The organism is Peribacillus sp. NPDC058002 (genome assembly GCF_042886655.1).
Taxonomy (GTDB): Bacteria; Bacillota; Bacilli; order Bacillales; family DSM-1321; genus Peribacillus; species Peribacillus aracenensis.
In genome coordinates this window covers 18,355-39,669 of sequence record NZ_JBHVQU010000017.1, presented here as the reverse complement: position 1 = coordinate 39,669, position 21,315 = coordinate 18,355, and the positions used below count along the sequence as shown (strand labels likewise).

The window sequence follows — 21,315 nt, the reverse complement described above, 5'->3', positions numbered from 1 at the left end:
AGAAATCATATTTGTAAATCCACTAATTCCTAGAGTGAATTTAACGTATATAATGAAAACGAATTTTCGAAGGTTTCATTTTATTTTATTGGTCAATAATGAGTAGAAGGAGGTGAAAGGGATGTTAAAACGCATTATACAAGCATGCTTCTTAATAGTCGGCGGAACACTTGGTATGTTACTTATTCCAGAATTATTAATTGTTTTACATGCAGATGATATTGCTTTAATAAACAATCCTTATGTAAGTGTACTGTTGGGTGCCATTATCTTTTATCTTATAACTTTTTGGGCAGTAGATCATGTGATCTATTTTATGAAGTGGCTGGAGGAACAGCTTGTAAAGATACCAATTACGGATATAATCTTTGGCAGCGTCGGTCTTTTAGTGGGACTGCTTGCGGCGTTCTTGGTTGGCTCCGCCTTCAGTGCCATCAAGTTTCCATTTTTTAATACAGTGGTTCCCATCATCCTTACGCTTTTATTTGGTTATCTTGGTTTTCAAGTTGGCTTTAAAAAGCGTGATGAGCTATTGAGTTTATTCACGAAAAGCAATAAGAAAAAGAACACTGATGGTGAAGCGAGCGAAGACGATGAAGAGGGGTATAGCAAGCGGCTGAAGATTCTCGATACAAGCGTCATCATTGATGGCAGAATTGCGGATATTTGTCAGACAGGCTTTCTCGAGGGTACCATAGTCATTCCTCAATTCGTATTAAACGAACTGCAGCACATTGCCGATTCATCGGATGCTTTGAAAAGGAATCGTGGAAGACGTGGTTTGGATATCTTGAATCGGATTCAAAAAGACCTTCCGATTAAAGTGGAGATGTACGAGGGGGATTTTGAAGACATTCAGGAAGTGGACAGTAAACTAGTGAAACTTGCCAAAATATCGGGCGGAATGGTCGTTACCAATGATTTCAATTTAAACAAAGTATGCGAATTTCAAAATGTGGCGGTCCTTAATATCAATGACCTTGCCAATGCCGTAAAACCTGTTGTTCTTCCTGGGGAAGAGATGAATGTTCAGGTCATCAAGGACGGGAAAGAGCAGAACCAGGGCATCGCTTATTTAGACGATGGCACCATGATCGTTGTCGAAGGTGGCCGTGACCATATCGGGAAACGCATCGATGTTCTTGTCACAAGTGTATTGCAAACCTCGGCAGGCCGTATGATATTCGCTAAACCGAAACTATTAGAAAAAGCATTATAAAGAAGAGTAGGAGAAACCGTTATGTTTTATGAAGTAGTGATACCTGCAGCTGGACAAGGCAAAAGAATGAAGGCGGGCAAGAATAAACTTTTTATTGAACTATCGGGTATCCCGATTATTGTTTATACACTGCGTGTCTTCGAAGAAGATCCTGACTGTCGGGGAATCATCCTTTCGATAAACCCGGCAGAAAAGGATTATTTCAGTCAATTGATTGCAGCATATGGGCTTAAAAAGGTCAAGAAACTGGTCATGGGTGGCAAGGAGCGCCAACAAAGCGTTTATAATGGACTGCAACATGCAGGAGAAGAAATCGTCCTGGTCCACGACGGTGCCCGTCCTTTTATCAATGTTGGGCAAATCAGTGAATTGACTACTGCCGCCTCCCTTCATGGAGGTGCCGTAATTGCGGTGCCCGTTAAAGATACGATTAAAAAAGCGTCAAACGATAAGGTAGTGGAAACAGTGGAACGATCAAGCTTGTGGGCGGTACAAACTCCACAAGCTTTTCGTGTATCCATATTGAAAAGTGCCTATGAACAGGCTGAAGCTGAAGCATTTTTAGGGACGGATGATGCAAGTTTGCTAGAGCGGATCAATGAACAGGTAGTTATTATTGAGGGCAATTATGATAATATTAAAATTACGACTCAGGAAGACCTTTATTTTGCAGAAGCGATTTTACATAAACAACATGGAAAACGATGATTGGGGAGAATGATATGTTTAGAATAGGACAAGGATATGACGTTCATCAGCTTGTGGAGGGGAGACCTTTGATTATTGGCGGGATTACGATTCCGTATGAGAAAGGTTTGCTAGGTCATTCGGATGCGGATGTTCTTCTGCATACAGTTGCTGATGCCTGCTTGGGGGCAATTGGTGCAGGGGATATCGGTAAGCATTTTCCGGATACCGATCCTGAATTTAAAGATGCCGATTCGGCAAAACTGCTGCAGTATATTTGGGCGATTGTAAAAAAAGAAGGATATTCCCTAGGCAATGCGGACTGTACAATCATTGCACAAAGCCCGAAAATGGCACCGTATATTGAGGAAATGCGCGGCAGGATTGCTGAACTTTTAGATGCGTCGATAGACAGAATTAATGTAAAGGCGACCACTACCGAGAAACTTGGTTTTACAGGCAGGAGCGAAGGAATCGCCGCACAGGCTGTGGTTTTATTGGTTAAATCAAACTAATTTCGTTTTTAGAGTGGATGCCTTTATCCCAATGTATTTAAATGATAATATATACAATAGAATAGAACGACTGGGAGGTCTATATATATCATGAGCAGCGATATTCGAGTTCGCTATGCACCGAGTCCGACTGGACATTTACATATTGGTAATGCACGGACTGCTTTATTTAATTATTTATACGCACGAAATAAAGGCGGGAAATTCATCATCCGAATTGAAGATACCGACCAAAAGAGAAATATTGAGGGTGGAGAGGAAAGTCAGCTTAAATATTTGAAATGGCTTGGTATGGATTGGGATGAAGGTGTTGATGTTGGCGGTGAATTCGGACCATATCGTCAATCCGAAAGGAACGACCTTTATCAGGAATTGTATCAAGAGCTTTTAGATAAGGGTTTGGCATATAAATGCTATTGTACGGAAGAAGAGCTTGAGGCAGAACGTGAAGGACAGGTCGAGCGGAATGAAACGCCAAAATATTCAGGGAAGTGCAAGCATTTAACTGAAGATGAGCAAGCGGAACTAGTGGCCCAAGGAAGAAAACCCAGCATTCGCTTTGCTGTTCCAACTGGGAAGGTCCTTGCTTTCAATGATATGGTTAAGGACGAGGTTTCGTTTGAAGCGGATGGCTTTGGTGATTTTGTCATCGTTAAAAAAGATGGCATTCCAACCTACAACTTTGCAGTGGCCGTCGATGATCACTTGATGAAGATTTCTCATGTCCTTCGCGGTGATGATCATATCTCCAATACCCCAAAACAACTGATGATTTATGAAGCTTTTGGCTGGGAACCGCCGGTATTTGGACATATGACGCTGATTGTAAACGAAAGCAGGAAGAAACTGAGTAAACGTGATGAGTCCATCATTCAATTCATTGAGCAATATGAAGAGCTTGGTTATGTACCTGAAGCTTTATTCAATTTCATTACATTACTAGGATGGTCTCCAGTCGGGGAAGAAGAGATTTTCACGAAGGAAGAATTTATTAATCTTTTCGATGCTGATCGGCTGTCTAAGTCACCTGCGCTTTTTGATAAACAAAAGCTTACATGGATGAATAACCAATATGTGAAGCAACTGGATGCAAATCGTGCAGTGGAATTGTCAATGCCTCACTTAATTAAAGCCGGGAAGGTTTCAGAGACACTGACCGCCGAAGAAGAAGAGTGGGTACATGGGCTAGTTTCCCTTTTTCAAGAGCAGATGAGCTATGGAGCGGAAATAGTTGAGCTATCTGAACTGTTTTTCAAGGATGAGGTCGTGTTCGAGGAAGATGCCAAGGAAGTACTGGCTGAAGAACAGGTGCCGGAAGTCATGAAAGCCTTCCTTCAGGAGATCGATGGCCTTGAAGAATTTAACGCGGATGACATCAAGAAGTCAATTAAAGCCGTACAAAAAAGCACAGGCCATAAAGGGAAAAAATTATTCATGCCGATAAGGGCGGCCGTCACGGGTCAAACACATGGTCCTGACTTGCCTAAGGCGATTTCATTACTTGGCAAGGAAAAAATTAAACAGCGTATTCAGAGTATTTTATATTAACAATTTGTCAAAAATGTAATATAGTATTTAATAATCTTACAAAAGAACGCGTAGATGGGGAGAAGTAAGTAAACGAAGCTTTTTAGAGAGAACCATAACCTGCTGAAAGTGGTTCAAGCCTCTCGTTTCCTGAAATGCACCCTTGAGTCCTTTGCTGAACTAACCTATAGTAGGCACAGGCGGAATGTCCTCCGTTACAGGGATTAAAGTTGGGGATGAAAAAACAGGAAAAAGCTTTACCTGCTTCGTACATTCCAAACAGAGTGGAACCGCGCTTAAAGCGTCTCTGTCTATTTGGACAGAGGCGCTTTTTTATATGCTTTAAAAGCTTCAAAGGGGATGTTGGAAAAGTACGCAACATAGGGGGGAATCATTTTGTTTAAGATGTTTAAAGAAGATATCGAAGTGGTTTTTGATCAAGATCCTGCTGCGCGCAGCTATTTGGAAGTCATATTGACGTACGCGGGTTTACATGCGATTTGGAGTCATAGGATGGCTCACGCACTATTTAAGAAGAAATTCTTTTTCCTGGCAAGAAGTGTATCTCAAATCAGTCGGTTTTTTACCGGTATTGAAATACATCCAGGGGCTACGATTGGCCGTCGCTTCTTCATTGACCATGGAATGGGGATCGTCATTGGCGAAACTTGTGAAATTGGCGACAATGTATCTGTCTTTCAAGGTGTAACCCTTGGGGGGACAGGAAAGGAAAAGGGAAAACGTCATCCTACGATAAAGGATAACGTTTTGATTGCTACAGGAGCAAAAGTGCTGGGTTCCATCACTGTTGGGGAAAACTCAAAAATCGGTGCAGGATCGGTTGTTTTAAAGGAAGTGCCACCAAATTCCACAGTGGTGGGCATTCCAGGTAAAGTGGTCATTCAAGATGGTATCAAAATCAACAAAGATCTAAATCATTGTGATCTTCCTGATCCAATTGCTGATCGCTTTAAGGAATTGGATAGTGAAATCAGGGCCTTAAGAGCGAAGATGGCTGAAGAGAAGCAGAAGGAAAGGAGCCTATAATATGGCGATTAAAATATATAACACAGCTACAAGAAAAAAGGAAACCTTCGTCCCGATGGAAGAGGGAAAGGTGAAGATGTACGTATGCGGACCCACTGTCTATAATTACATTCATATTGGTAATGCAAGACCGGCAATCGTATTCGATACCGTTCGTAGGTATTTGGATTACCGTGGATATGATGTGCAATTCGTTTCGAACTTTACGGATGTGGATGATAAGCTGATTCGTGCGGCAAAAGAATTGGGGGAAGATGTCCCAACTATATCAGAGCGTTTCATCAAGGCTTATTTTGAAGACGTGTCGGCATTGGGCTGCAAAAAAGCCGATGCTCACCCAACCGTAATGGAGAACATGGATGCAATCATTGAATTCATCTCGGCATTAATTGAGAAAGGATTCGCTTATGAATCTGAAGGGGATGTGTATTACCGAACTCGTAAGTTTGAGGGGTATGGAAAACTTTCACATCAGTCCATCGATGAGCTGAGAGTGGGGGCGCGTATTGAAATAGGGGAGAAAAAACAAGATGCCCTTGATTTTGCCCTTTGGAAAACGGCTAAGGATGATGAAATATCTTGGGAAAGCCCATGGGGCAAGGGTCGTCCTGGCTGGCATATCGAATGCTCCGCAATGGTCAAAAAGTATTTGGGCGATACAATCGATATTCATGCAGGAGGTCAAGATCTGGCTTTCCCTCATCATGAAAATGAAATTGCACAATCTGAAGCATTAACGGGTAAGCCCTTTGCGAATTATTGGATGCATAACGGGTATATAAATATTGAGAATGAAAAAATGTCTAAGTCCTTAGGCAATTTCGTCCTTGTGCATGACATCATTCAGAAGCATGATCCACAAGTGTTACGCTTCTTTATGTTATCTGTACATTATCGTCACCCCATCAATTATAGTGAAGAAGTGCTTGAAAATGTAAAGGCGTCCCTCGATCGCTTAAGGACATCTTATCAAAACTTAAAGCATCGCCTTCAAGTTAGTGACGGATTGACTGAGAATAATGATGTTTGGTTAGGGAAGCTGAATGAGTTACATGAACAATTCATTAAGGAAATGGACGATGATTTCAACACAGCTAATGCAATATCCATGCTCTTTGAACTTTCCAAACAGGCAAATTATTACTTGATGGAGAAAAACACAGACAAGGAAGTGATTGATGCTTTCCTTGATAAATTCAGCATCCTATTTTCTGTCCTAGGTTTGTCCCTTGAAGAAGAGGGGCTTTTGGATGAAGAAATTGAAGGCTTGATACAGCAGAGAATTCAAGCGCGGAAAGACCGTAATTTTGGGTTATCTGATGAAATTCGTGATCGATTGAAAAACATGAATATCATATTAGAGGATACCCCTCAAGGTACAAGATGGAAAAGAGGGTAATTAATGCTTCATTACGATAGTAAGGTAGATGCAAAAATGCTGAACAGTCTTGCTTTAGCATATATAGGTGATGCTGTATACGAAACGTATATACGGCATCACCTCATTCAAAAAGGAGCGGTCAAGCCCAATCTGCTCCACAAAAAAGCTACATCTTTTGTAGCTGCTAAAGCGCAAAATAAAATCATCCACTTTTTCCTGGAGTCAGATTGGTTATCGGAAGAGGAATCCGCTGTCGTTCGGCGCGGCCGAAATGCAAAATCCGGTACGGTACCGAAGAACACAGATGTGCAAACATATCGCTACAGTACAGCCTTCGAGGCACTTATGGGATTTTTGTATTTATCCGGTCGAAAAGAAAGAATGGAAGAACTCATCAAAAAATCCATTGAATACATTGAAGAAGAAAAGGGGAGTAACCCATGAGCGAAGAATATATCATTGGCAGAAACCCCGTATTGGAAGCACTTCGCTCCGAACGGGATATTAATAAAATTTGGATAGCCGAGGGCTCTCAAAAAGGCTCTATGCAACCACTCATCGGTCTGGCGAAGGAAAAGAAGGTATTCGTCCAAATCGTACCGAAGAAAAAAATTGACCAAATGGCAGAAGGCATCCACCAAGGTGTTATCGCACAAGTGGCTGCATATGAATATGTGGAGCTGGATGACTTATTCGCAAGAGCGGCTGAACGGGACGAAGCACCTTTTTTCATGATTCTTGATGAAGTTGAAGATCCGCATAATTTAGGTTCAATCATGAGGACGGCTGATGCAGTCGGGGCCCATGGAATCATCATCCCAAAAAGAAGAGCGGTGGGCTTGACGGCGACAGTGGCAAAAGCTTCGACGGGTGCAATCGAATATATTCCGGTAGCTCGCGTTACAAATTTGGCAAGAGCGGTGGAAGAGTTGAAAGAGCGAGGGGTATGGATAGTCGGTACCGATGCGAAAGGCAGCGATGATTACCGTAACATGGACGGAAAGATGCCTATCGGACTTGTTATCGGCAGCGAAGGAAAAGGCATGGCCCGGTTAATGAAGGATAAATGTGATTTTCTCATCCGTCTCCCTATGGCAGGACAAGTAACTTCGTTAAATGCATCGGTAGCGGCCGGTTTATTGATGTATGAGGTTTATAGAAAAAGAAATCCTCTAGGGCAATGATGAAATGAATATTCTGTTGGTGGACGGTTATAACATTATTGGAGCTTGGCCGGAACTGAGAGAATTAAAAGAACGGGACCTTGCTGCTGCAAGAGATCGGCTGATAGAAATGATGGCAGAATATCAAGCATTTACCGGATACCGTGTAATAGTCGTATTTGACGCTCAATATGTTCAGGGAATTGCCCGCATATTCAAAAATCACAAAGTTGACGTAATTTTTACAAAAGAAAATGAAACTGCGGATGAAAGAATAGAAAAGATGGCCATTGAACTGAATAATGTCAAAACGCAAATTCAAGTGGCTACCTCTGACTTCACGGAACAGTGGGTGATCTTTGGCCAAGGGGCCCTAAGGAAATCCGCTCGTGAACTGCTTATTGAAATGGAAGAAATACAAGGTGAAATCAAGAAAGATGTAAGAAAAACAACGACTATAAGACCCGTGGCCAAAATTCCTTTAAGTGAAGAAGTGGCAGAAATTTTCGAAAAATGGCGCCGGGGTAAAATTTGAACCATTGACGGGTAAAATTTACCTGCTGTATAATATTTCTATCTGAGTCAGGTCAGGGGGATATAATGTGGGTCTCAAATTCGGAATGAAGCTGAACGAAAAGTATCTGCAGTTTGAGGATGATGAATTGATAGGGTTGGTGCACACTGGAGACAGTGAAGCGCTGGATTATTTGATCCAAAAGTATCGTAATTTTGTAAGAGCTAAGGCAAGGACTTATTTCTTGATTGGTGCCGATAAGGAAGACATCGTGCAAGAAGGTATGATTGGTTTATATAAAGCCGTCCGTGATTTTAAGGGGGATAAGTTATCTTCTTTTAAAGCATTTGCAGAACTATGCATTACGAGGCAGATCATTACAGCTATCAAAACAGCAACACGTCAAAAACATATTCCGCTCAATTCCTATGTTTCCCTGGACAAGCCCATTTATGATGAGGAATCGGACCGAACTCTAATGGATATCATATCCGGTACGAAAGTTTTGGACCCGGAAGAACTGATCATCAACCAAGAAGAGTTTGACGATATCGAATTAAAGATGGCCGAGCTCCTGAGTGATCTTGAGAGAAAAGTGTTAGCTCTTTACCTGGATGGACAAACCTACCAAGAAATTTCGGAAGAGTTGAACCGGCATGTGAAGTCAATCGACAACGCCCTTCAACGGGTGAAAAGAAAGCTCGAGCGCTATCTGGAAGTAAGGGAAATCAGTTTATAATCCCTCCGCTTTTTCCGCTTAATTTCATCTGTCCCTTCTCCACATGGAAGTTTATTATTCACTAAAATTTTTAATGGATGTTAAGTAACCGATGTTTTGATTTATGGTGTCCTTAATGGGTGAAACCCGCTTTGATATTGACAATAAAAAACAGCCGTGATAAGGTTTTATGGATATAGTAGATAGGATAGGTGTATCTAATGCGAAAAAAAATAGTTCTTGCATGCAATGATTGCGGTACAAGAAATTATAGTTATGAGAGCAAACAATCGACAAGCGGCGAACGACTGGAAATCAAGAAATTTTGCAGTACGTGCAACTCACACTCGATTCATAAAGAAACGAAATAACCGTTTTATAAATAGATTTACAGAAGCTTCTAATGCTTGGAGGTACATTCATGAAACGTTTTACCGAATTTTTCAGCGGAGTCGCTCGCGAAATGCGAAAAGTAAGCTGGCCGAAACGCAAGGAGCTTACTAAATATACAATCGTGGTAGTTACGACTGTATTGTTTATGGCTTTATTCTTTACAGTGGTTGATTTGGGCATTTCCGAATTAATTCGCTTAGTTATTGAATAAGAGATTCGAAAATAAGGTATAATAGTGATAGAATAATATGTGTCAGCAGAAAAGCCCGGAAACGGGTTTTTTAATTTGTCTTTTTTAATAGCTCGAAATCGAGCACTGCTGTAATATGAATCATCACAATATTTTCTAGTTAAATCAGGATGACGCCGGTATGGTTTTTGGCTAAAACGTTCAAAGATAAAGATTAATAAAGAAAATGATTGATTGCAGGGAGGGAAGGACGTTAAAGTCCTAACACATGGAAAAGAATTGGTATGTAGTTCACACCTATTCAGGTTATGAGAACAAGGTTAAGGCTAACTTGGAAAAACGTGTTGAAACTATGGGGATGGAAGACAAGATCTTTCGCGTTGTAGTTCCAGAAGAAGAAGAAACAGAAGTGAAAGATGGCAAAAAGAAAGTGACCAAAAAGAAAGTATTTCCAGGTTATGTATTAGTTGAAATCATCATGACGGATGATTCATGGTACGTTGTCCGGAATACGCCTGGCGTAACAGGTTTCGTAGGTTCATCTGGAGCTGGGTCAAAACCGACTGCATTGCTTCCGGAAGAAATTGAAGTCGTCCTTAAACGAATGGGCGTAGATGAAAGCAAAATCGAAGTTGATTTTGAAATCGGTGACACGGTTCAAGTTAAAGAAGGACCTTTCGCAACCTTTGCAGGGCCAATTGAAGAACTTGATAAAGACAAAGGGAAAGTAAGGGTCCTGGTCAATATGTTCGGTCGTGATACACCGGTTGAACTTGATTTTAATCAAGTGGAAAAATTATAAACGGAAAAAAACTTGAAATTGCCTTTTGAAAGTGGTAAAATTTCAAAGGTCAGTATGTTTCAATTTTTAGGCCTCAACGATACAAGCATTCTTTATTAATAGATAAAGAATTCAAGATGAGTGGGAGGGTATTACCCTATTACCACATCACGGACTTATAAGGAGGTGTGTCTCGTGGCTAAAAAAGTAATTAAAATGGTTAAATTGCAAATTCCTGCTGGTAAAGCGAATCCGGCACCGCCAGTCGGTCCTGCATTAGGTCAAGCTGGTGTAAACATCATGGGATTCTGTAAGGAGTTCAACGCTCGTACAGCAGATCAAGCTGGTCTAATTATTCCTGTTGAAATCACGGTATTTGAAGACCGTTCATTTACATTCATTACAAAAACTCCGCCGGCTGCAGTATTGCTTAAGAAAGTAGCTGGTATCGAGTCTGGTTCTGGTGAACCTAACCGTAATAAAGTTGCTACAGTCAAGCGTGATCAAGTGCGCGAGATTGCTGAAACTAAAATGCCTGACCTAAACGCTGCAAGTGTTGAAGCTGCAATGCGTATGGTTGAAGGTACTGCTCGCAGCATGGGTATTGTCATCGAAGACTAATCCATGTAATTGCTATTTGTTTCTACGGGGTTGCGATTGATACTCGCAACCTTTATTCGTGGGAGGTCATTCCGTTAAAACCACAATTTAGGAGGATTTATATCATGGCGAAAAAAGGTAAAAAGTATCTTGAAGCAGCTAAGCTTGTAGAAGTTTCTAAGGCTTATGCTGTAACTGAAGCAATCGAAGTTGCTAAAAAAGCAAACTTCGCAAAATTCGATGCGACTGTTGAAGTTGCTTTCCGTTTAGGCGTAGACCCTAAGAAAGCTGACCAACAAATTCGTGGAGCTGTTGTTCTGCCGAATGGTACTGGTAAAACTCAACGTGTATTAGTGTTCGCTAAAGGCGAAAAAGCAAAAGAAGCGGAAGCTGCTGGTGCTGACTACGTTGGCGAATCTGACTACATCAACAAAATCCAACAAGGATGGTTCGAATTCGATGTAATCGTTGCGACTCCAGACATGATGGGTGAAGTTGGTAAACTTGGCCGTGTATTAGGACCTAAAGGTCTAATGCCTAACCCTAAAACTGGCACAGTAACTTTCGATGTAACGAAAGCTGTTAATGAAATCAAAGCTGGTAAAGTTGAATACCGCGTAGATAAAGCTGGTAACATCCATGCTCCAATCGGTAAAGTATCTTTCGAAGATGCTAAACTAGTGGAAAACTTCACTGCTATTTATGATACATTATTAAAAGTTAAACCTGCGGCTGCTAAAGGGACTTACATGAAAAACGTTTCTGTAACAACTACAATGGGCCCTGGTGTGAAAGTTGATCCTTCTACTTTCAATAAATAATTGACATACCAAAACTATTATTGTTATAATAAGTTTTGTTGTGAATAAATGAATACTATTTGTACCGTAGACAGTAGGTGCTCATTACGAGCTTAATTCCCTGCCGAGGTAATTCGATAATAATAGTCCTAGACTATGACTTTTGAAATTACTGCCTTCATGTCTGCAATAGAGATGAAGGCTTTTTCTTTGAAACGGTATAAATGTTTTCAAGCAAATCTACAGGAGGTGTAAGGATGAACGCAATTATTGAACAAAAGCAAAAAATCGTTGCTGAGATTTCTGATAAGTTAACTTCAAGCCAATCAACAGTAGTTGTTGACTACCGTGGATTGACTGTTGCTGAAGTAACAGAACTTCGTAAGCAACTTCGTGAAGCTGGCGTTGAGTTTAAAGTTTACAAAAACTCATTAACTCGCCGTGCTGCTGAAAGTGCTGAACTTGGCGCTTTGAACGAATCATTAACTGGTCCAAACGCAATTGCATTCTCAAATGAAGATGTTATTGCGCCAGCAAAAATCCTTAACGATTTTGCGAAAAAACATGAAGCTTTAGAAATCAAAGCCGGAGTTATCGAAGGAAATGTTGCAACTGCTGAAGAAATTAAAGCTCTTGCAGAACTACCTTCACGCGAAGGCCTACTTTCAATGCTACTCAGCGTGCTACAAGCACCTATGCGCGGACTTGCTCTTGCTACAAAAGCTGTTGCAGAGCAAAAAGAAGAACAAGGCGCGTAAGCTAACCGCTTATCTAGCCTATTGATTCAAAAAAAACCAACCATTTCGAGGAGGAAATAAAAATGACTAAAGATCAAATCATTGAAGCAGTTAAAAATATGACTGTTTTAGAATTAAACGACCTTGTAAAAGCAATCGAAGAAGAATTCGGCGTAACTGCTGCTGCACCTGTAGCTGTAGCTGCTGCTGGTGGCGCTGCTGCTGAAGAAAAAACTGAGTTTGATGTAGTCCTTACATCTGCTGGAGATCAAAAAATCAAAGTTATCAAAGCTGTACGTGAAGTTACAGGTCTTGGACTTAAAGAAGCAAAAGAACTTGTTGACAACACTCCAAAAGCAATCAAAGAAGGCGCTTCTAAAGAAGAAGCTGAAGAAATCAAAGCTAAACTTGAAGAAGTTGGAGCTGGCGTTGAAGTTAAGTAATCTTGCATAAACAAAAAGCTCGCTATCACTGGCGGGCTTTTTTTCTTCATTTTTAAAGAAATGACGGAAACTGGCCGTTAATGGTTTGGTAACGAGAGGATTTCGTTATTCGGACATTCCGGCGTGCAAGCATCCATTCTTCAATTCTCTTCTCTCATTAAATCTTCAATATTCCTTTCTGATAGGGGGAGATGACTCTGACAGAGCATTACTACTCACATAAACCGGATGTCGTAAGCAATCCGAAATTTTGGGATTTCACATTAAAGGGACGTACATTTCGCTTCAAAAGCGATAATGGTGTTTTTTCGAAAAAGGAAGTTGATTTCGGATCGCGTCTTTTGGTTGAGAGTTTTAACCTTGATGAAGCTGTGGAAGGAGATATTCTCGATGTTGGTTGCGGTTATGGGCCAATCGGTATATCGATTGCGGCAGCTTATCCCGATAGAACGCTAGAAATGATTGATATAAATAGCCGGGCAGTTGAATTGTCAAAAGAGAATGCAGCTTCTAATGGAATCGCAAATGTGAAGATTTACGAAAGTGATCGTTTTGACAAAGTTGCCTCCAATCAATTCGCGGCGATTCTTACGAACCCTCCCATTCGCGCAGGTAAAAGTGTAGTCCACGAAATTTTAGAAGAAGGCTATCGCAGTTTGGTAGCTGGTGGAGAATTATGGGTTGTCATTCAAAAAAAACAAGGGGCTCCATCCGCAATGGATAAAATGGAGCAATTATTTGGAAATGTTGAAGTGCCCGTTAAGAAAAAAGGTTACTATATACTATTATCCAAAAAGGTTTGACTCTAAATTTTCGCTATGTTAGTATTATAAAATGCATATATATAATTCCGTAACTATGCAATTTTTATACCATTGATGTATAATCAATGGATAATATGGAAAAAATATATAAATAATAGTTCGTTTTATGAGAAATAGTGGTTTTTAAAATAAAAACCATTTTCTTTTTGTCTATGGAAATGATTCCTTTTCCGAGGCAAATGGATCCTTATAACGCTTGATTTAAGGGGTGAATCAGTTGACAGGTCAACTTGTTCAGTATGGACGACACCGCCAACGTAGAAGTTATGCAAGAATCAGTGAGGTTTTGGATCTTCCGAATCTGATTGAAATTCAAACAGCTTCTTATCAATGGTTTCTAGATGTAGGTTTAAAGGAAATGTTCCAGGATATTTCTCCTATTGAGGATTTTACAGGTAATTTATCGTTAGAATTCATCGATTACAGCTTAGCTGAGCCGAAGTATTCTGTGGAAGAAACAAAAGAACGCGATGTTACGTATTCTGCACCACTTCGTGTGAAAGTGCGCCTTGTTAACAAAGAAACAGGGGAAGTTAAAGACCAGGATGTATTCATGGGCGACTTCCCGCTGATGACTGAAACAGGTACATTTGTCATCAATGGTGCTGAACGGGTAATTGTATCCCAATTAGTGCGCTCACCGAGTGTTTACTACAATGGGAAAATGGATAAAAACGGTAAGCTTGGATTCTCTGCGACCGTTATTCCTAACCGTGGCGCATGGCTCGAATATGAAACAGACGCCAAGGATGTTGTGTATGTTCGGATCGACCGCACTAGGAAATTACCGATCACGGTATTGATGCGTGCCCTTGGATTCGGAACAGATCAAGAAATCATCGATTTGATCGGCGACAACGAATACCTTCGCAACACTCTTGAAAAGGATAACACCGAGAGTGTAGAAAAAGCATTACTAGAAATCTATGAGCGTCTACGCCCGGGTGAACCGCCTACTGTCGAAAACGCGAAAAGTCTTTTAGTATCACGCTTTTTTGATCCGAAACGTTATGATTTAGCTAATGTAGGCCGTTATAAAATCAATAAAAAACTGCATATCAAGAACCGTTTATTCGGACAACGTATTGCAGAGACTTTGATTGATCCCGAAACAGGTGAAATCATCGTTGAAAAAGGGACAATGCTTGATCGCCGGACTCTTGATAGGATCCTGCCTCATATCGAAGGTGGAATCGGATTCAAAACATTCCATCCATCAGGTGGTGTAGTAGAGGAAGAAACTCTTCTTCAACCTATTAAAGTGTTTGCGCCAAACGATGCTGAAGGCGAAAAAGTGATCAATATCATCGGTAATGCCTATGTGACCGACCAGGTCAAAAACATTACACCGGCTGATATCATTTCTTCCATCAGTTATTTCTTTAATTTATTGCATGGTGTGGGAATCACGGATGACATTGACCATTTAGGTAACCGTCGTCTGCGTTCCGTTGGTGAATTGCTGCAAAACCAATTCAGAATTGGTTTATCCCGTATGGAGCGTGTTGTCCGTGAAAGAATGTCCATTCAGGATACGAATACAATCACTCCACAGCAACTAATCAACATTCGCCCGGTCATTGCATCCATTAAAGAGTTCTTTGGAAGCTCACAGCTTTCCCAATTCATGGATCAAACGAACCCGTTGGCCGAACTGACACATAAACGTCGTCTATCGGCATTGGGACCTGGTGGTCTGACACGTGAGCGTGCTGGCTTTGAAGTACGTGACGTTCATTATTCCCACTATGGCCGCATGTGTCCGATTGAAACGCCTGAGGGACCGAATATTGGTTTGATTAACTCGTTATCCAGTTTTGCAAAGGTTAACCCATATGGCTTCATTGAAACACCATATCGCCGTGTGGACCCTGAAACAGGCAGAATTACAAGCCAAATCGACTACTTAACAGCTGATGAGGAAGATAATTATGTAGTTGCCCAAGCGAATGTACGACTGTCAGATGACGGCTCATTCCTTGATAACGATGTTGTTGCACGTTTCCGCGGTGAAAATACCGTTGTTCCGCGTGACCGCGTAGATTACATGGATGTATCTCCTAAACAGGTAGTATCTGCTGCGACAGCATGCATTCCTTTCTTGGAAAATGATGACTCCAACCGTGCCCTTATGGGAGCGAACATGCAACGTCAAGCAGTTCCTTTGCTGCAACCGGAAGCCCCTCGAGTTGGAACGGGTATGGAGTATGTTTCAGCGAAAGACTCCGGTGCTGCCGTAATCTGTAAACACCCTGGTATCGTAGAGCACGTTGAATCACGTGAAGTATGGGTACGTAGGGTAAGCGAAGTTGACGGACAGCAAGTAAAAGGAAACCTTGATAAATACCGTCTATTAAAATTCATTCGTTCCAACCAAGGAACGTGCTATAATCAACGCCCTATCGTAAGTGTTGGCGACAACGTTGTAAAAGGTGAAATCCTTGCTGATGGTCCTTCAATGGAAAAAGGTGAGTTGGCACTTGGCCGTAACGTATTGGTTGCCTTCATGACATGGGATGGATATAACTATGAAGATGCCATCATAATGAGTGAACGATTGGTTAAAGATGATGTGTACACTTCCATTCATATTGAAGAATATGAATCTGAATCACGCGATACAAAATTAGGGCCTGAAGAAATCACCCGTGATATCCCTAACGTAGGGGAAGATGCGCTTCGTAATCTTGATGAGCGCGGAATTATCCGTGTGGGTGCAGAAGTGAAAGACGGAGACCTTCTCGTTGGTAAAGTCACGCCTAAAGGTGTAACGGAACTGACAGCTGAGGAACGTCTATTACATGCGATCTTCGGTGAAAAAGCACGTGAAGTAAGGGATACATCACTTCGTGTACCTCACGGCGGCGGCGGAATCGTTCTTGATGTTAAAGTATTCAACAGAGAAGACGGCGATGAACTGCCTCCTGGTGTAAACCAACTCGCACGTGTATATATCGTTCAAAAACGTAAAATCCATGAAGGCGATAAAATGGCTGGACGACATGGTAACAAAGGGGTAATCTCCAGGATTCTTCCTGAAGAAGATATGCCTTATTTACCAGATGGCACTCCAGTAGACATCATGTTAAACCCATTGGGTGTACCTTCACGTATGAACATCGGTCAGGTGTTGGAGCTTCACTTAGGTATGGCTGCACGCGCACTTGGCATTCATGTAGCATCTCCTGTATTCGATGGTGCCACTGAGGAAGATGTTTGGGGTACGATTGAAGAAGCCGGGATGTCACGTGATGCAAAAACAGTCCTTTATGACGGCCGTTCAGGTGAAGCATTCGATAACCGTGTATCAGTGGGTGTCATGTATATGATCAAACTGGCACATATGGTCGATGATAAACTTCATGCGCGTTCAACTGGACCTTACTCCCTTGTTACGCAGCAACCACTTGGTGGTAAAGCGCAATTTGGCGGACAGCGTTTCGGTGAGATGGAAGTATGGGCACTTGAAGCTTATGGTGCTGCTTATACATTACAAGAAATCCTTACCGTTAAATCAGATGATGTCGTAGGCCGTGTTAAAACGTACGAGGCGATTGTCAAAGGTGAAAATGTCCCTGAACCTGGCGTTCCTGAGTCCTTCAAAGTATTGATTAAGGAGCTTCAAAGTTTAGGATTGGATGTTAAAATCCTCAATGCCGAAGATCGTGAAATCGAAATGCGTGATTTGGAAGATGAAGATGATGCCAACCAAGCGGACAAATTAAGCCTTGATTCAGAAACTAAGGATATGGTTGCTTCCGAAGTAGGGGCACCTGTCAAAGAATAAAATTAAATATAAACATATCTAGTTATATATTACCTGCTCTGACTGGCAGCGAGATGTTCATTTGAAGATCATGCTGCCTTGTTAGAGCCTTATTGATTCAATCAACCATCATCCGGTGTAAGATTGCCTGATATTTGACGGCAATCAAGGGTTAAACCTGGAGATTAAAAGGGAGGTAGGCCCCTTGTTAGACGTTAATAATTTTGAGTATATGAAAATTGGTCTTGCTTCACCAGACAAGATTCGTTCTTGGTCCCATGGAGAAGTTAAAAAACCAGAAACAATCAACTATCGTACGTTAAAGCCAGAAAAAGACGGTTTATTCTGTGAGAGAATTTTTGGACCTCAAAAGGACTGGGAATGTCATTGCGGAAAATATAAGCGTGTTCGTTATAAAGGCGTAGTCTGTGACCGTTGTGGCGTTGAAGTCACTCGTGCTAAGGTGCGTCGTGAGCGTATGGGTCATATTGAGCTGGCAGCTCCAGTTTCACACATATGGTATTTCAAAGGAATCCCTAGCCGTATGGGACTTGTACTTGACATGTCTCCACGGGCTTTGGAAGAAGTCATTTACTTTGCATCTTACGTCGTAACTGAAACGGGCGATACAACTTTAGAAAAGAAACAGCTTCTTTCCGAAAAGGAATATCGTACATACCGTGAAAAATACGGTAAGAAATTCCAAGCTGCCATGGGTGCGGAAGCTATTAAAAAACTTTTGCAAGATATTGATACGGAAAAGGAAGTAGAGTCGTTGAAAGAGGAGCTTAAAACAGCTCAAGGACAACGCAGAACCCGTGCAATCAAACGCTTGGAAGTGCTTGAAGCATTCCGTAACTCCGGAAATGAGCCTTCATGGATGATCCTTGACGTGCTTCCGGTCATTCCACCGGAACTTCGTCCAATGGTTCAACTTGATGGAGGACGTTTTGCCACATCTGACCTAAATGATTTATATCGCCGTGTTATCAACCGTAATAATCGGTTGAAAAGATTACTGGACCTTGGAGCACCAAGCATTATCGTTCAAAATGAGAAGCGTATGCTGCAAGAAGCTGTCGATGCACTCATCGATAATGGCCGTCGCGGCCGTCCGGTAACTGGACCTGGTAACCGTCCGTTAAAATCTTTATCTCACATGTTAAAAGGTAAACAAGGTCGTTTCCGTCAAAACCTTCTTGGTAAACGTGTTGATTATTCTGGCCGTTCCGTTATCGTAGTCGGACCAAACTTAAAGATGTACCAATGCGGTCTTCCAAAAGAAATGGCGATTGAATTATTCAAACCATTCGTTATGAAGGAGCTTGTTCAAAGAGGCCTGGCACATAACATCAAATCCGCTAAGCGTAAAATTGAACGTTTATCTCCTGAAATTTGGGATGTATTAGAAGAAGTCATTAGAGAACACCCAGTACTATTGAACCGTGCACCGACTCTTCACAGACTTGGGATCCAGGCATTTGAACCAACGTTGGTTGAAGGTCGCGCAATTCGTTTGCACCCGCTCGTATGTACAGCTTACAACGCTGACTTTGATGGTGACCAAATGGCGGTCCATGTTCCTCTATCTTCTGAAGCCCAAGCCGAAGCACGCATGCTTATGCTTGCAGCACAGAACATTTTGAACCCTAAAGATGGTAAGCCTGTCGTTACACCTTCTCAAGATATGGTATTAGGTAACTATTACTTAACATTGGAAAGAGAAGGCGCTATCGGTGAGGGTATGATCTTTAAAGATACAAGTGAAGCATTGCTTGCATACCAAAACGGATATGTACACTTACATTCCCGTTGTGCCGTACATGCATCGTCACTGAATAATGAAACTTTCACTGAAGAACAAAACGGCCAACTTCTCATTACGACTGTTGGTAAATTGATCTTCAATGAAATTTTACCTAAATCATTCCCGTATATTAACGAACCGACACGATATAATTTGGAAACGAAAACTCCAGAGAAATATTTTGTGGAAAAAGGCGCTAATATCCCTGAGTTGATTAAGGCCCAACCTGCTATCGATCCTTTCAAGAAAAAAATTCTTGGAAATATCATTGCGGAAGTCTTTAAACGCTTTAAAATTACCGAAACATCCAAAATGCTTGACCGGATGAAAGATCTTGGATTCAAATATTCGACAAAAGCTGGTATTACCGTTGGTGTGGCTGATATCGTCGTTTTAAAAGAAAAACAAGAAATCATCACTGAGGCTCAAACCAAAGTGGATAACGTCTTGAAACAATTCAGACGCGGTCTTATTACTGAGGATGAGCGTTATGATCGCGTCATTTCAATCTGGAGTGCTGCCAAGGATACCATTCAGTCCAAACTTATGGACTCACTGGACCGACGCAACCCGATCTTCATGATGAGTGACTCCGGTGCCCGTGGTAATGCTTCCAACTTTACGCAGCTTGCGGGTATGCGTGGTTTGATGGCCAACCCGGCTGGACGTATCATTGAATTACCGATCAAATCAAGTTTCCGTGAAGGTTTAACCGTGTTGGAGTACTTCATCTCTACACATGGTGCGCGTAAAGGTCTTGCCGATACAGCGCTTAAAACAGCCGATTCCGGTTACCTTACCCGTCGACTTGTTGACGTTGCACAAGATGTCATCATCCGTGATGACGATTGCGGAACGGACCGCGGCTTGAAAATTTCAGCCTTGAGAGAGGGTACTGAAATAATTGAGCATCTTGAAGAGCGCCTAATTGGCCGTTATGCAAGAAAAGCGATCAGACATCCAGAAACAAATGAAGTAATCGTGGCTGAAAACGACCTTATTACTGAAGATCTTGCTAACTATATTGAATCACTTGGAATTGAAACAGCATGGATTCGTTCCGCCTTTACATGTAATACCAGCCATGGTGTATGTAAAAAATGTTATGGACGCAACTTGGCTACAGGTCAAGAAGTTGAAGTGGGCGAAGCAGTCGGTATTATTGCCGCTCAATCAATCGGAGAACCTGGTACACAGTTGACGATGCGTACATTCCATACAGGTGGGGTTGCTGGGGACGATATCACTCAAGGTCTTCCTCGTATCCAAGAGATATTTGAAGCGAGAAACCCTAAAGGTCAAGCTGTCATTTCCGAAATCGAAGGAACGATTGTTTCGATTAATGAAATTCGGGATAAACAACAGGAAATCGTTGTTCAAGGTGCTGTTGAATCACGCACGTATACTGCGCCGTACACAGCGCGTTTAAGAGTAACTGTTGATACACCTGTCCGTCGTGGTGAAGAGTTGACAGAGGGTTCCATCGATCCGAAAGAATTGCTGAAGGTTACAGACGTACTTACTGTTCAGGAATACCTGCTTCATGAAGTACAAAAAGTTTACCGGATGCAAGGTGTTGAAATCGGCGATAAACATATCGAGGTAATGGTTAGACAAATGATGCGTAAAGTCCGTGTGCTTGATGCAGGTGAAACTGAAGTGCTTCCAGGAACATTATTGGATGTTAACCAGTTCACTACTGCAAACACTGATGCATTGCTGACCAACAAATTACCGGCTACAGGACGCCCTGTATTGCTAGGTATCACAAAAGCATCTCTAGAAACGGATTCCTTCTTGTCTGCCGCGTCATTCCAAGAAACAACAAGAGTCTTGACTGATGCAGCAATAAAAGGAAAACGTGATGAATTGCTTGGGCTTAAAGAAAATGTCATCATCGGTAAACTTGTCCCTGCAGGAACGGGAATGCTTAGATACAGAAAAGCAAACCCTGTCGTTGTTGGTGACGAAAGTGCCGATACCGTAACCGTGGATTAAAGGAAAAAAGGACCAGCTCAATAATTTAAACTGAAACCTCCACTCCTGTATCCCATTGGAGCTGAAGGATCAGAGTTAATTGAGCTGGTCTCTCTTATTACTCTTGGCTGACTGAAAAGCAGTATGAGGGTTTGATATATTCAGATTAGGTAATTTGATATTCTTAATAGAATGATGTAAGGAAAACCTTTTGCTTGAATTATTT

General features: G+C 41.6%; 20 protein-coding genes and 2 other annotated features. All 20 genes read left to right on the top strand.

Annotation, left to right across the window (positions count from 1 at the left end; all coding sequences use genetic code 11):
* Nucleotides 1–121: 121 nt before the first annotated feature.
* The gene (locus ACFVSH_RS05875) at nt 122–1,219 is read left to right on the top strand and encodes a PIN/TRAM domain-containing protein (protein WP_192207430.1); all 1,098 of its coding nucleotides are present in this window, start codon (nt 122–124) and stop codon (nt 1,217–1,219) included.
* 21 nt (nt 1,220–1,240) lie between these two features.
* Complete coding sequence (gene ispD, locus ACFVSH_RS05870; protein WP_260288181.1) at nt 1,241–1,927, top strand: 2-C-methyl-D-erythritol 4-phosphate cytidylyltransferase; 687 nt, start codon at nt 1,241–1,243, stop codon at nt 1,925–1,927.
* A 14-nt stretch (nt 1,928–1,941) separates the two neighbouring features.
* Entirely contained in the window at nt 1,942–2,421 is a 480-nt protein-coding gene (ispF, locus tag ACFVSH_RS05865; RefSeq protein WP_134784433.1) for a 2-C-methyl-D-erythritol 2,4-cyclodiphosphate synthase, read from the top strand.
* Nucleotides 2,422–2,511: 90 nt separating this feature from the next.
* A complete protein-coding gene (gene gltX / locus ACFVSH_RS05860) occupies nt 2,512–3,969 on the top strand; it encodes a glutamate--tRNA ligase (RefSeq protein ID WP_387604879.1) in 1,458 nt (485 codons plus the stop codon).
* Between the two features lie 42 nt (nt 3,970–4,011).
* Nucleotides 4,012–4,260: a binding site (T-box leader), on the top strand.
* Nucleotides 4,261–4,344: 84 nt separating this feature from the next.
* Complete coding sequence (gene cysE, locus ACFVSH_RS05855; RefSeq protein WP_387604877.1) at nt 4,345–4,995, top strand: serine O-acetyltransferase; 651 nt, start codon at nt 4,345–4,347, stop codon at nt 4,993–4,995.
* A gap of 1 nt (nt 4,996) precedes the next feature.
* On the top strand, nt 4,997–6,394 hold the full coding sequence (gene cysS / locus ACFVSH_RS05850; protein WP_260288184.1) for a cysteine--tRNA ligase: 1,398 nt from the start codon (nt 4,997–4,999) through the stop codon (nt 6,392–6,394).
* A 3-nt stretch (nt 6,395–6,397) separates the two neighbouring features.
* Nucleotides 6,398–6,820, top strand: a complete 423-nt coding sequence (locus ACFVSH_RS05845; protein ID WP_076372889.1) for a Mini-ribonuclease 3 — start codon at nt 6,398–6,400, stop codon at nt 6,818–6,820.
* Nucleotides 6,817–7,560: a 23S rRNA (guanosine(2251)-2'-O)-methyltransferase RlmB gene (gene rlmB, locus ACFVSH_RS05840; RefSeq protein ID WP_260288185.1), complete on the top strand. Its 744-nt coding sequence runs from the start codon at nt 6,817–6,819 to the stop codon at nt 7,558–7,560. Before ACFVSH_RS05845 ends, rlmB begins: the two co-directional genes overlap by 4 nt.
* Nucleotides 7,561–7,564: 4 nt before the next feature.
* Nucleotides 7,565–8,074: an NYN domain-containing protein gene (locus ACFVSH_RS05835; protein WP_034305067.1), complete on the top strand. Its 510-nt coding sequence runs from the start codon at nt 7,565–7,567 to the stop codon at nt 8,072–8,074.
* Nucleotides 8,075–8,159: 85 nt separating this feature from the next.
* Nucleotides 8,160–8,792, top strand: a complete 633-nt coding sequence (sigH, locus tag ACFVSH_RS05830) for an RNA polymerase sporulation sigma factor SigH (protein WP_094246690.1) — start codon at nt 8,160–8,162, stop codon at nt 8,790–8,792.
* Nucleotides 8,793–8,992: 200 nt separating this feature from the next.
* Entirely contained in the window at nt 8,993–9,142 is a 150-nt protein-coding gene (gene rpmG / locus ACFVSH_RS05825; RefSeq protein ID WP_192207436.1) for a 50S ribosomal protein L33, read from the top strand.
* 50 nt (nt 9,143–9,192) lie between these two features.
* Nucleotides 9,193–9,375: a preprotein translocase subunit SecE gene (secE, locus tag ACFVSH_RS05820; protein ID WP_076372883.1), complete on the top strand. Its 183-nt coding sequence runs from the start codon at nt 9,193–9,195 to the stop codon at nt 9,373–9,375.
* 247 nt (nt 9,376–9,622) lie between these two features.
* The gene (gene nusG / locus ACFVSH_RS05815; RefSeq protein WP_048677866.1) at nt 9,623–10,156 is read left to right on the top strand and encodes a transcription termination/antitermination protein NusG; all 534 of its coding nucleotides are present in this window, start codon (nt 9,623–9,625) and stop codon (nt 10,154–10,156) included.
* 174 nt (nt 10,157–10,330) lie between these two features.
* The gene (gene rplK / locus ACFVSH_RS05810; RefSeq protein ID WP_034305057.1) at nt 10,331–10,756 is read left to right on the top strand and encodes a 50S ribosomal protein L11; all 426 of its coding nucleotides are present in this window, start codon (nt 10,331–10,333) and stop codon (nt 10,754–10,756) included.
* 104 nt (nt 10,757–10,860) lie between these two features.
* Nucleotides 10,861–11,556 (top strand): 50S ribosomal protein L1, encoded by a 696-nt coding sequence (gene rplA / locus ACFVSH_RS05805; RefSeq protein ID WP_192207437.1) that lies wholly within the window; start codon nt 10,861–10,863, stop codon nt 11,554–11,556.
* 46 nt (nt 11,557–11,602) lie between these two features.
* Nucleotides 11,603–11,753 (top strand) — a sequence feature (ribosomal protein L10 leader region).
* 39 nt (nt 11,754–11,792) lie between these two features.
* Nucleotides 11,793–12,293 carry a 50S ribosomal protein L10 gene (rplJ, locus tag ACFVSH_RS05800; RefSeq protein ID WP_192207438.1) on the top strand — a complete coding sequence of 167 codons (501 nt, stop codon included), beginning with the start codon at nt 11,793–11,795 and terminating at the stop codon, nt 12,291–12,293.
* 62 nt (nt 12,294–12,355) lie between these two features.
* Nucleotides 12,356–12,715 carry a 50S ribosomal protein L7/L12 gene (gene rplL, locus ACFVSH_RS05795; RefSeq protein ID WP_048677872.1) on the top strand — a complete coding sequence of 120 codons (360 nt, stop codon included), beginning with the start codon at nt 12,356–12,358 and terminating at the stop codon, nt 12,713–12,715.
* 197 nt (nt 12,716–12,912) lie between these two features.
* A complete protein-coding gene (locus tag ACFVSH_RS05790; RefSeq protein WP_387604888.1) occupies nt 12,913–13,518 on the top strand; it encodes a class I SAM-dependent methyltransferase in 606 nt (201 codons plus the stop codon).
* A gap of 238 nt (nt 13,519–13,756) precedes the next feature.
* Nucleotides 13,757–17,326, top strand: a complete 3,570-nt coding sequence (gene rpoB, locus ACFVSH_RS05785; protein WP_192207440.1) for a DNA-directed RNA polymerase subunit beta — start codon at nt 13,757–13,759, stop codon at nt 17,324–17,326.
* Between the two features lie 184 nt (nt 17,327–17,510).
* A complete protein-coding gene (gene rpoC, locus ACFVSH_RS05780; RefSeq protein ID WP_144553522.1) occupies nt 17,511–21,110 on the top strand; it encodes a DNA-directed RNA polymerase subunit beta' in 3,600 nt (1,199 codons plus the stop codon).
* Nucleotides 21,111–21,315 lie beyond the last annotated feature (205 nt).